This window comes from Methylotenera sp. E1MeOHC1, assembly GCF_058745595.1.
This window is the reverse complement of sequence record NZ_CP196025.1, coordinates 2,326,178-2,339,007: the sequence shown is the minus strand read 5'-3', so window position 1 is coordinate 2,339,007 and position 12,830 is coordinate 2,326,178. Positions and strand designations below refer to the sequence as shown.

Annotated in this window: 9 protein-coding genes; 3 read left to right on the top strand and 6 right to left on the bottom strand. The window is 43.0% G+C overall.

Annotation, left to right across the window (positions count from 1 at the left end; translation table 11 throughout):
- Positions 1–51 precede the first annotated feature (51 nt).
- Both ACSSU7_RS11010 and ACSSU7_RS11005 read right to left on the bottom strand, forming a co-directional pair.
- The gene (locus tag ACSSU7_RS11010) at positions 52–969 is read right to left on the bottom strand and encodes a quinoprotein dehydrogenase-associated putative ABC transporter substrate-binding protein (protein WP_492516519.1); all 918 of its coding nucleotides are present in this window, start codon (positions 967–969) and stop codon (positions 52–54) included.
- Between the two features lie 354 nt (positions 970–1,323).
- Positions 1,324–3,195: an outer membrane protein assembly factor BamB family protein gene (locus ACSSU7_RS11005; protein ID WP_135278679.1), complete on the bottom strand. Its 1,872-nt coding sequence runs from the start codon at positions 3,193–3,195 to the stop codon at positions 1,324–1,326.
- Positions 3,196–3,496: 301 nt separating this feature from the next.
- On the opposite strand from ACSSU7_RS11005, the gene pip reads away from it, so the two are divergent.
- From pip to ACSSU7_RS10990, 3 genes are all read left to right on the top strand, one after another.
- Positions 3,497–4,453 (top strand): prolyl aminopeptidase, encoded by a 957-nt coding sequence (gene pip / locus ACSSU7_RS11000; RefSeq protein ID WP_492516518.1) that lies wholly within the window; start codon positions 3,497–3,499, stop codon positions 4,451–4,453.
- A 162-nt stretch (positions 4,454–4,615) separates the two neighbouring features.
- A complete protein-coding gene (locus ACSSU7_RS10995; RefSeq protein ID WP_492516517.1) occupies positions 4,616–5,923 on the top strand; it encodes a YhjD/YihY/BrkB family envelope integrity protein in 1,308 nt (435 codons plus the stop codon).
- Positions 5,924–5,970: 47 nt separating this feature from the next.
- Positions 5,971–7,500 carry a tetratricopeptide repeat protein gene (locus ACSSU7_RS10990; protein ID WP_492516516.1) on the top strand — a complete coding sequence of 510 codons (1,530 nt, stop codon included), beginning with the start codon at positions 5,971–5,973 and terminating at the stop codon, positions 7,498–7,500.
- Positions 7,501–7,591: 91 nt separating this feature from the next.
- Here ACSSU7_RS10990 and ACSSU7_RS10985 read toward each other — a convergent pair whose 3' ends face one another.
- The 4 genes from ACSSU7_RS10985 to fae form a co-directional block, all read right to left on the bottom strand.
- Positions 7,592–8,716, bottom strand: coding sequence for a nucleotidyltransferase family protein (locus tag ACSSU7_RS10985; protein WP_492516515.1), 1,125 nt, complete (start codon positions 8,714–8,716; stop codon positions 7,592–7,594).
- 166 nt (positions 8,717–8,882) lie between these two features.
- Positions 8,883–10,412 carry a diguanylate cyclase domain-containing protein gene (locus ACSSU7_RS10980; protein WP_492516514.1) on the bottom strand — a complete coding sequence of 510 codons (1,530 nt, stop codon included), beginning with the start codon at positions 10,410–10,412 and terminating at the stop codon, positions 8,883–8,885.
- 262 nt (positions 10,413–10,674) lie between these two features.
- Complete coding sequence (locus tag ACSSU7_RS10975) at positions 10,675–11,799, bottom strand: HD domain-containing phosphohydrolase (protein WP_492516513.1); 1,125 nt, start codon at positions 11,797–11,799, stop codon at positions 10,675–10,677.
- A gap of 429 nt (positions 11,800–12,228) precedes the next feature.
- Positions 12,229–12,783, bottom strand: coding sequence for a formaldehyde-activating enzyme (gene fae / locus ACSSU7_RS10970; RefSeq protein ID WP_492516512.1), 555 nt, complete (start codon positions 12,781–12,783; stop codon positions 12,229–12,231).
- Positions 12,784–12,830: the final 47 nt, after the last annotated feature.

Sequence of the window (12,830 nt, the reverse complement as noted above, 5' to 3'; positions counted from 1 at the left end):
CGTAGGTATTTATATATCGGTTGACTTAACAACGCAAAATAAGCGCACATTTTACTCTGTTTTTGGGATTGCGTCACCGCGAGTTTCTTTATTAACTTCTTTTCCTTTACGATAAACTTTCATAATGCTATCGCCTTCAACAACAGGCATATGCGGGATACCATAATCATCTAGAATTTTGTTAATTTTATCTTTGTTTCTTTCCAGTGCAGCATCAATCATCGCCATACGTTCTTTATCAGCTTTACGTACACCGATTGAGATATTCCAGTTAGTTTTACCTTTAGCATTCACCATTTCATAATCTGGTACCATCACAACTTCTAACGGCTCTTTTGATTGTTTTGCGAAATAACCACCGATTGGACCCCACATAATCGCTACATCAATATCGCCAGCAAGCAAGTCATCAATTAAATAGCTAGGCGGTAAGTTAAGGTCGCGTTGCATGCGGTATGGCCTAGCATTTGGCATCAGGCCATAATCATTCAAGGCAATGGTTGCTGGGCTCTGACCTACAATACCAATGGTTGCTTTTTTAAGATCTGGGCTATCCCAGTTGGTGATTTTCATGCCGCTGCTTTTTTTGTACACAAATACATGACCTGCACGGTAATAAGGTTTTGATGTTCTTAATGCATCGTAATCTGATGTTGTACCCATAATGACATCGCATTTTTTTGCACTTAGCGTATTTCTGATGAAACCCATACGGTCGTACCAGAACGTAAAGGCAAGTTTCTTATTTAAATCATTTGCCAACACTTCAGCAATTTTATTTTCAAACCCTTCTAAATTCTTATTTGAATAGGGTAGGTTATCTTGGTCTGCACAGACTCTAAACTCTGTACCATCATCCACACGCTGCACTTCGCCAGCACGACCTGAAGAGTAAACATCTTCAGCCTGCACGCTGCCTATTGCAAGAAAACCCATAATAAGACCAAGCAATTGCATTCTTTTAAACATTTTTATTCCTTATCATAAAAATGCGGCCCTTACTCCACCGCGCTATGTAATAGAGTAGTAACTTAATCAAAAGTTCTACCTATTAAAACCTTGAAAACCGACATACGACTATACAGGATAGCCTATGTATGAAACAGCAGATTTTCATGAATCTGGCTTAAATATTGGCTATTTCTTAATAGCTATTTACTGAATAAACATGAGCACAAGCTAAGCATGCTCAGCCGCTCAAACCGACCATTCGTATCACGTACTCAATAAAAAAAACACCCCGACGAATCGGGGTGTTTTTAGTACTACATTGATACTAGCTTACGATATTAGCTAATAATTTTATTGTTTTTCAACAATTAATTATAGGCTGAATACGTTCAATGCACCGCCGCCAGGAGCAGCGTTGTATTTAACTAGTTCAGCATAACCACCAGCAGCGCCTAAAGCGTCTGTAGGAGTAGTCATACCAAGGTTCATCGCAACACCAGCCCAGCCACCGATACCTGATAGCACGCCAACGTATTGTTTACCTTTGTTACCGTATGTGAATGCATTACCAATCACGCCAGAACCAACTTGGAATTTCCAAAGCTCTTTACCTGATTTAGCATCAACAGCTTTGAACCAACGATCTAAAGTACCGTAGAACACTAGGTCAGTAGCAGTAGTTAAAGCACCACCCCAAGCTGAGAATTTCTCTTTGTTGTACCATACTTTTTTGTTGGTCATTGGATCATAAGCGCCGAAGCCACCCATAACACCGTCAGGACCTGGGAACATTGTTAATGTTGCACCAACCCATGGTTGACCAGCAACGTATTTAGACTCAACTGGCTCGTATGTCATACATACGTGGTTCAATGGAGAATATACTAAGCCAGTTTTTGGTGAGTATGCAGCTGGTTGTTGGTCTTTTGTACCCAATGCAGCTGGACATACGCCTTTAGCGTTGTAGTCTTGGTGAGTAGAAGCTGATGCCAATTTGTTTGGTACACCAGTTTTCATGTCAACATCAGTTGCCCAGTTTACGAATGGGTGAACTTTTTGAGCAGCTTGTAATTTACCGTTGTGTGCATTCCATGTGTAAGCGAAGCCGTTACGGTCATGGTGCCAAGCGTATGTTTTACCACCTTTGTCGAACAAGATTACTTCGTTGATGCCGTCGTAGTCCCACTCGTCATGTGGAGTCATTTGCATACCCCATTTTGCAACGCCAGTGTCTAAGTCACGTGCGAATACAGTCATTGACCATTTGTTGTCGCCTGGACGTACGTCTGGGTTCCAAACTGATGGGTTACCTGTACCGTAGTAAACTAAGTTTGTACGTGCATCATACGGCCACCAGCCCCATACAGAGCCACCACCATGTTGCCAACCATCTTTAACTGCTTGTGGTTTCAACCATGTACGTGTACCTAGATCTTTTTCGCCAAATTTGATTTGGTCGTTAGGTAATTTTTTGAAAGAACCACCTTCTTTGTTGCCGCCGTTTACGTCTTGGTAAACTGACAATGCACTGTACTCAGGAGTTTCTTTGTTGAAATCTGCACCGATCAACACTTCAGAATCTGGACCTGTTGAGTATGCTTTCCATGCTAAAGAACCATCTTTAGCGTTGTATGCTGCGATAAAGCAACGTACACCGAACTCAGCACCTGAACAACCTGTCAACACTTTGTCTTTGATTACGTGTGGAGCGTTAGTGTTAGTAGCGCCAACTTTTGGATCATTGATCAATGTTGACCATACTTTAGCACCAGTTTTAGCGTCTAAAGCTACTAAGTTGCCATCGTTTTGTTGTAGGTAGATTTTACCGTCGCCGAAACCAAGACCACGTGAAACGTTGTCACAGCACAATACAGCTTGTACTGATGGATCTTGTTTAGGGAAATATGACCAAACGATTTTTTGGTTGTTGTCTAAGTCTAAAGCGTATACGTTGTTTGGGAATGCTGTATGTACATACATCATGTTACCAACAACGATTGGTGAACCTTCGTGACCACGGTTTACACCAGTAGCGAATGTCCAAGCTGCTTTAAGATTTTTAACGTTGCCTTTGTTCACTTGTGACAAAGCGCTGTAACCGTTGTTGTTGTGCTGACCACGTGGGTGAGCCCAGTTGTTCGCGTCTTTCATTGCTGCTTCTTGATCTGCAGCGGCTGATGCTACTAAAGGCATCGCCATACCTGCTACCAAGCCAAGTGCTAACTTGATTTTGTTGATTTGCATATTAATCTCCAAAGTTAAACTACTAAGGTTTAAATAAATAGATTCATATCTAAAGTTAATAAATTTTTGATGTTCCTCAAAATTTTTACTAGCTTTTATGAATCTATTTGTAGCACACTTAATGTGCTTGAACAGAACTATAAACCAGTGAATCATGAATTGCAATACATTATTTACAATTTATTTACAATTAACTTAACATATTGACAATTAGCCCTTACAGCCACTGCACGACACCAACCAAACGAACAACTAATCCATAAAAAGTCATTTAAAATCAAACAGAAAGAGAATTTCCCGCATGCAAACTGATATTTACAAGTTGTATCCTGAGCTTGATACATTTAAAGAATCTACGATTAAAGTAGATGATTTGCATGAGATTTACTATGAGGTTTGCGGCAACCCTGAGGGAGTGCCAGTAGTGTTCCTACATGGTGGCCCTGGCAGCGGTTGCAACCCCACACAACGACGCTTTTTTGACCCGAAGCATTACCGTATTATCTTACTTGATCAACGTGGATGTGGGCGCAGCAAGCCTTTAGGTGAGACCAACAACAATACCATTGATGACTTAGTGCATGATATTGATTTGATTCGCACCCACCTAGGCATTGATAGATGGTTAGTGTTCGGCGGCTCATGGGGCAGCACACTTGGCATTGCTTACGCCTTAAAGCACACACAACATGTAACGGGGCTGATTCTACGCGGCATCTTTTTAAGCCGTGGTAGCGAGCTCAATTGGTTTTTAAACGATGTGAAAGCTTTTTACCCAGAACCATGGGAGGCTTTATGTGACTTCTTGCCTGCAGACTCAAGAGTTAACCCGATTAACGCCTACGAAAAACTCATTTTCTCGGACGATACAGCCATTAATATTCCAGCTGCAATTCAGTGGAACCAGTTTGAGAGCAGCATCATGACGTTATTACCAAGACCGTCCAATGAGCAAGAGATAAATAGTGCGGTAGAACTAGCGCGTGCTAGGGTGCAAATTCACTATATACAACAGCAATGCTTTGTTGGAAAGCGCGACTTACTAGCCGAAGCCAGGGAAAAACTATCTCAGCTACCAACCATCATCGTGCAAGGGCGTTACGATATGGTATGCCCACCAATTACAGCGTGGGAGCTAAAGCGCGCAATGCCACATGCGGAGCTGCACTTCGTTGATGACGCCGGGCATTCAGCTATGGAATCTGGTACAACTTCAGCGCTTATTGCAGCAACTGAGAAATTTAAAAATTTAGAGTAAGCATGTACTTAGATGAGAAAGTATAGTGCTAAGATTCTTATAGGATATTTAGCTGATACTTTCTTATTTAATAGCACACCAAAGTTACTTCACCGCAATGTCTACCCATGGAAACCTAAGCGCCATGCCTATCCATCAAGAATTAACTCAACACATCGCAGCATGAAGAAGATCACTTTCACTCCAAAACCAAATTTAGCGATACGTGACAACCTACGCAAAGCGATTAACATGCCTGGTGAGGTTTACGCTAACCAGCGCTATAACACGCCGTTATTTGTATTTCATGAGATGTTTAAGGCGTTTCAACGACACAACGCATTGGGCTTATCTGCGTCCTTATCTTTTTATGCGATGTTTGCATTGATTCCTTTAGTGCTGCTCATGTTTTTTCTATTAAGCCAGCTCATTTTTAGTTCTGATTATGCAATTGTTAAACTCGCGATTATTACCAGCAATCTGGTGCCGCAATTCAGTAATGCCATCATGACTGAGGTTTACAGTACGGCGAAACACCAAGTGGCATGGGGAGCCTTAGGCCTTTTTGTACTCCTTTGGACGGTCACTCCACTGGCAAGCGCGATGCGCGCGGCTTTTTATAGCATTGCAAGCCTAGTGGAGGCACCATCCTTTGTTAAAAGGAAGATAAAAGACATTTTTGCCATTATCGGCATGCTGCTACTCTTCTTCTTGTTTACTTTTGCCGGGCTTATGCTCGAGAAGGTCATCATTTTCTTAGGGGCTAGCAGCCGCTTTATACACTACGAAACATTTACCACTTTAACCTCTTTAGCCTTAACCACACTGCTAATCAGTGCTTTCTATTTTGCATTCTTTCCGGCACGTTTATATATTAAGCATATCTTAATTGGCTCGTTATTTACGGCCATACTCTGGCTGCTGATGCGCCCTGCATTTACCTTATTTTTATCGATGAACGAGTCATATGGCTCAATTTTTGGCAGCATGAAGAATCTGTTCATTTCCATCACTTGGCTCTATGTAAACTTTGCCGTGTTCTTACTCGGCACAGAGCTAATTGCCACCTTAAGAAAAAAAGATGTCCTGCTCTTAAAGGGGCTATTTGATGAATCATTAGAGCATCACATTGCTACGCAATCTCACTATGTAAAGAAACTGATGCAGCGTTATGGCAAGGTATATGCAAAAAATGAGACGATATTCCAACATGGTGAGGCCAATGATTGCCTGTACTACCTGGTATCTGGCGAAGTACAAATCATTAAACACAGTAAAGTGTTGCGCACCGTTCATGCCGGCGAGTATTTTGGTGAGATTGCCATGCTATCCAACACGCCAACAGTTGCAGAAGCAAAAACCGCCTCAACACAGGCAGAAATCATTACAATGAGCACGGATAATATTGAAACATTACTGCTAGACGAGCCTAAAGTCGCCATGAAGTTTCTACGGAAATTAGCAATCCGCCTACAGCAACAAGACGAGTAAACGCTCTCTAATCCAATACAGAATTTGATATATATTTAGGACAAATGATGGCAAAGCAAGCACCTCTCACCCCTCAACCCAGCCAACTAGAAATGCAACCTGTCCTGCATTTATTCAACACAGGAAAAATGGCCGAGGCTGAGTTGGCAGCAAACAAGCTGGTTAAGCGCTACCCAAACACATTTATCTTGTATCAGATTTTAGGGATTGCCCAAGATAGTTTATCAAAACCCCAAGCGGCGATTGAAAGCTATAAAAAAGCATTATCGATTCAGCCCAATACGCCTGACCTGCATTTCAACTTGGGTATCGCACTTGCCAACACTGGAGACTTACAAGCCGCCAGCAACCATTATCTGCAGGCGATTGCATTGCAGCCTAACTTCTTTGAGGCATACGGCAACTTAGGCGCGCTATTACAAAAGCAAGGCTTATTGGAAGATGCAATCAAGAACTACCAGATTGCATTAAATATTCATGAAGACGCGCGCGGCCATTTCAACATGGGCACAGCTTTACGCGACCAAGGCAAACTAGATGACGCCATCCAGCATTTTAAACATGCAATTAGGATGTTTCCTAATTATGCTGACGCCCACAACTACCTAGGTGAATGCTTACGCGACCAAGGCAATATGGAAGATGCAGTGAAGAGCTACTTGGATACGCTCAAGCTCAACCCTGAACATGCAGGCGCAAATTACAATATGGGTGAGTTTTTATACCTGGCTAATCGCTTTGATGAAGCGGTTGAGCACTTTGAACGCTCACGCTTGGATGATTGGCAAGAACGTGCGTTGTATTGTACTTATAAGGCTGAGCACTTTGACGTGTTTAAAACAAAGCTGGATGAAATTGTACGCACACACAAAAAACATAACGCACCATTTCTCGCTACATTATCCTCGCACTACGCTCGTAATTTTGGGGTAGAAGACCACTACAATTTCTGTAAAAACGGTTTTGATTTTGTTTACCAAAACAGCATTTCAGAACTTGCCGAGCCTAATAGCCAGTTTCTTAAAGACCTGCTTAACGACATAGACAACACTGCAATTGAAGTGCGTGCACAAGGCATGATTATCAACGGCAAACAATCTGCCGGCAATTTATTTAAACGCCCAGAGGCATCGTTCAGAAAGCTGGGTGAACTAGTGAAACAAGAGTTTATTAACTACAAGAACCGCTTCGCAGGCGCCGACTGCGAGCTGATTAAATCATTTCCAGATGAGTTGGAATTTACCAGCTCATGGTATGTGCGATTACGCCGCGCGGGCTATGTAGACCGCCATATCCATGAAGTAGGTTGGATTAGCGGCGCGGTGTACTTGGTATTACCTAAAGATAAAAAAGACCCACTAGAGGGCTGCTTTGAATATGGGCTACATGGTGACAACTACCCACAAAAACACGATGACTTCCCAGTGGGAGTAGCATCACCTAATGTTGGCGATATTGTGTTGTTCCCGTCCTCACTGTTTCACCGCACCATTCCATTTAACTCAAATGAAGAGCGGATCTGTATTGCCTTTGATTTAAAACCACAAGGTGAGATTTTTAGACGATCTAACTATTAAAATTTTAATAGTTGGCAACGCTTCTGCCAGCTAGCCGCATTCAATTGATATGCGCCTAGCTGGTAAAGTTTGTACTTACTTACCTGCAAAGCTATTCTGCATCAGGCTCGATCAGCTTGCGTGCATCTTCAATCATAAATTCCAAACGTGCTTCCGCAATATCTACCTGCGTATCCATAATTGGGTCGATACACTTACTGCCGAAGATAATCTTACCCTCTAAGTTGGCTTGGCTAGTCAAACGCGTGTAGTCTTCCACGATACAGTTCTTAATTACTGCACCGCTCTCAACCACGCAGCTTGCCCCTAATACTGCAGGACCTACAATCGTGGCACCGGGCTCAATTTTGGTACTGCCGCCTATATAAACCGGCGGTGTAATATTGACCTGATCAAAATCTACATTTAAGTTAATCCCCACATGCACACCCGGCTTCACCTCACGCCCTGGCATTTTGAACCCGGCAACTTCACCGTTTAATATTTGGCTGGTCACTGTCCATACATCCTGCACATTGCCAATATCTAGCCATTGAAACGGCAAATTAATGCCGATAAAAGGCAAGTGCGCTTGTGCCAGTTTAGGGAACAACTCGCCACCAATATCATAGGCAACGCCAGAAGGAATATAGTTAAATATCTCCGGCTCAAAGATATAAATACCGGTATTGGCCAGATTGGAGATTGCGTCTTTTGGATCAGGCTTTTCTTGAAACTGCACGATACGATCATCGTCATCCAGCGCGACGATACCGTATTTAAACACCTCATCATTCGGTACTTCCCGAATAATAATGCTGGCAATCGCTTTCTTCTGGCGATGAATCTCTAGCGCTTTGCTAATATCCAAATCGATCCAGGCATCGCCACACAGCACAATAAATGTCTCATCAAAGAATCCAGAAAAATCCTGAATCTTTTTCATACCACCCGCCGAGCCAACTGGTGAGCTAATGGCGACACCAGACTCCACATAACCTTCATATGAGTAGGCCATACTCACACCAAACTGCTCGCCATCTCTAAAGTAGTTCTCAATAATTGGCGCTAAATGGCTGGTGTTCACCATAATCTGATCAACGCCGTGCTTTTTAAGCAACTCAATCAGATACTCCATCACAGGCTTGCGTACCAATGGAATCATTGGCTTTGGGATTTCATGTGTAATCGGCTGAACTCTAGTACCCTTACCAGCCCCAAGTATCATTGCTTTCATGTTTTTCTTAACTTCAAATTTAATTGTTCAATAGGCGCTATTATGCCTAATAAATAACGAACTGACACGATTTGCTTAAGCAGAATAAGCCTATTAATAGGTATCAATGAAACTAGAGAGATAATATGCAGGCAACGCAACCAAAGTGGAGTGCATCAGTGCGTAGCTAATGGTGCGTTGCCTTTTGTTGATACATCGCTGTATCAGCTGATTTCAGCAATTGGTTGATGGTTTTTTCATTACCTTTGAACAGTGTAACGCCCAGACTAACAGTCACTTGATGCTCAAATAATTGCAACTTAAAAGGCTGTTCTACTACTGCACGAATCTTATCAGCAACCTGCATGGCAGCCGCATTAGCTTCTGTAAACTCAGCCCCTAACTCACTTAAGATGACAACGAACTCGTCCCCTCCTAGGCGAGCAGCAGTATCTACATCCCGAACACAGCTCTTGATTCTTTTAGCGACCTCTATCAAAAGCAAATCTCCGGCATCGTGCCCCTTCGTATCGTTAAGCGCCTTAAAGTTATCAATATCCAGAAAAATAACTGCACCGTACTGACCACTACGCTCACTCACGGCCAAGGCTTGTTCAAGCCGGTCCAACATCAGCATCCGGTTAGGGATTCCCGTTAGCCCGTCTTGATTGGCAAGCTTCCACAACATATTTTGGTGATTAATATGCCTGAGCCGTCCGCGCTGGATAGAGCGCAAATATATATACAAAATCGCCGAAGAGGCGAACGACAATATAGCCATTAATCCGATCAAGCCGAAACTCAAGTCAGTCCAGCCGGCTTGCCTAGTCATTAAAATTAAAAATGGCTCACCCATGGTGGCCAAGGATTTTTGATGTTTAAAAACCGGAAATATCGCCACTTCAATGGCGCTGCGGGTACGCCCGGCCACAGAAAATAGCTGACCTTTAGGATCTTGCACAGTGAAGTCTTTATGATAGACCGTCGCGGTAAAACCATCCCGCATCAGATTACCACCCGGCCGCTGTAGCTTATCCGCATCGATAATCATATCAACGATCATGTTCTGTTCTGACCTTATCGGGCAAAACACGACATAAGCAAGATTCCCCTGTATCAATCTGAACGGATGGCTGGCGACAGGCCGCCGCATTGTAATCGCCTGAGTCACGGCACTTTCAAGAAAGGGGACGCTAGACACGTCCAAGCCAATAATTTCATTTGAGCTTGATGACAGCGACTCCATATAAATGACAGGATAATAAAATGGCTTGTCTTGAGGATGCGCCCACCCCCGATGCTCACCAAAAGAAAAGGCCTTAAGCGTAAAGTTAGGCGTGCCGCTGAGACGCCTGCTGATAATAAAATCCTGGAGTTGCTTCTTTGCTACTTTTTGTATGATTTCTAATGCAAAAATTTGATCATTAGTATCAATCACACTTCGGACATACACCGAAACTTTTTCAGGGCTGGTGTTACCAATGGCTGCAAACAGTGCAGAAAAGCCTTTCAGAACTGTTTCACTGCTTACCATACTTCTGTTGAGTTTATCTACGTAGTCCTCACCATGTTCGGTAAAGCTTTTTTCAGCATCACGCAGATTAAGATTAACCACGGCCCACAGCACCACCAAGCAAAGCGACACCCAGACCACTAAAGCTATCAAGATAGCTAGGGTTGAAATTGGTTTAATATCATTTAACTTAGCGTTCATCATACCCCGCTAACCAACCAGGATTAAGGTAAAGCTAACGAACTGTTCACTCACCTACTGCTGCCATTGGTGATGAGCCAATGAGCACAACGTTCACCCACTAAAGACACACACAGCATGCGACACCCGCTCACAGCACCTGTAAACAAGTATCCTCGCGGCGATGCAGTTTTGCAACCACCCTAAAGCATGCATAACCTCATTTCTGCAAAACTAATATATCGAATGAGAGGGATGCCCGCCCAAACCAATAATCTCTAATTCTCTAATAATGTATATCCTGATAGTTATTAACAATCGCCTGTATTTCCGCACGTTGTTCTATCAGTACATCAACACAATCTGCATCCAGCTTACCAACGTCTACCATATGCTTTAGCTCAGCAAATGCCTCGTCTAGTGACCAACCTGCCTTATAAGGCCTAGTGCTTACCAGCGCATCCAACACATCGGCAGTCGTAACTATGCGCCCCTCAATAGGAATAGCATCCCCTTTAATACCTTTAGGATACCCCGACCCATCCATCAACTCATGATGGAATGCCACAATATTACGCATCACCCTAGATTCGGCGAGTTGCTGTAAATTAAAATCCCCTAGTATCTTCTCAATAATCTCAATACCTTTTTCAACATGCGTTTGCATGACCTTTTTCTCATCGGGGTCTAGCCTACCCTCTTTTAATAATATTTTGTCTGGAATACCAATCTTGCCAATATCATGTAAAGGGGCAAACAGATACACATGCTCAACAAATTCATCTGCCAGCCCCAGCTTGTTCGCCACACCTTTTGCAATCACTCTAGAGTAGCGGGCCATTCTTTCGATGTGTGCCCCAGTCTCAAAATCTCTAAGGTTTGTCAGTTCCTTAGCCATTTCAACCGAGGCAATCACCGTACGCAATGCGGTCATCTCAGTTGATAGTGTCATATTAATCAAGCTTGAAAACAATAGCAGATCACGCTGAGTTTGAGGGGTAAAAGCAGCATGCGCTAGCGAATCAAAGAATAAGAAACCTAGAAGCACCCCTTGGTCATACATTGGAATCGTAAATGACGATTGATAGCCCTGCTCTAGCAGCCAAGCAGAATGCCGATTACTTGGTTGAATTGACTCTTGAATTGAGTCAATCACCCGAGGGCTTCCACTTAACGCAATATCTGACAAGGAAATACTGTCACCAAGCTTAATTTCATAGCCTGAAATCGGCATGCCTTGCCTAGTGCTATTGACAAAGGTTTTTAGTCTATCTTCTTTTGCATCATAAATCGCGCATCCAATCCTATCCACTACAGGCACAGACTCAAGCATCCGTTCATGCAAATGGCTCAAACGCTCATTTAAAGTATCGCCATGCTTTGTTACGTCAAGTAATTGAGGATTTATCATATCTTCTTAGTATTATTATTGAACAATAGAACACTATTATGAGGCTGGCTTTTTCATAAACATTAAGCAATTTGTACCGGATGCCTCAAAAACTTCGCTGCATGGCATGCGCCTACTTTGAAAATTTAATGCCCGGCAACCATAAGGGAAATTTGGCTTATATGTAATGAAATAATGAACGCAACGAGAGCATAACTTAGTATCTAGATGATTTGAATCATTAACCATAGGTTTATATACAAAAAAAATAGCTACCTCTCGGTAGCCAAAACACGGCGCATATCACTCATGATATTGCGCCCAACAATACTACACCAACACGGCATTCAGCACTCAAAGCTGCAATCAATCTACACCGCGCAAGCGAGAAACTCACCCGCAACAGCCTACAGTCACCCCAACCCACCGCATACAAAACCGATAGCCAGCTTAGGCACGACGTCTAAGCTCAAAAGCAGTTTTTTGATAATCATGCGCTGCAAATGGGTGGTGTACCACACCGTCTTGCATCACCACTTCTTCAGGCAAAGGTAACTCGTTAATTGCACGTTTTAAAGCAAGTTTAGTTGCCTCGTAATTCCAGTCTTGGATTTTATTGTCATCGGCTGCATCCCAATGAATAAAAACACCAACACAAATGAACAAGTCATTTGCTTCACCAATAGGAATCAAACCTTCCTTCACACTGTCAGCCACGGCCTGAGCCACACCACATTGAGCTGGGCCAAACATCTGAACAGCCTGCTTAGCATTTTTGATATCAACCTTATTAAACATCACAGTGGCTGGTTTAGCCATCATATTAGGCGCAAGCACCGCCAATAAACCATTCACACCACGTTTTTGATTAGTAAGTGTATTACAAAATGCTGTTTCAGCTGGGCTGCCGCGTGGGCCGATGATTAAGTCGACATGGGCAACTTCGTTGCCTTCACCATACAAGGCTTCGCCGACAAACACCTTGTTGATTTTCATTGTGTTCATGATAAACCTCTCACTTAATCTGCTATCGGTAAGCACATTGAAAGATC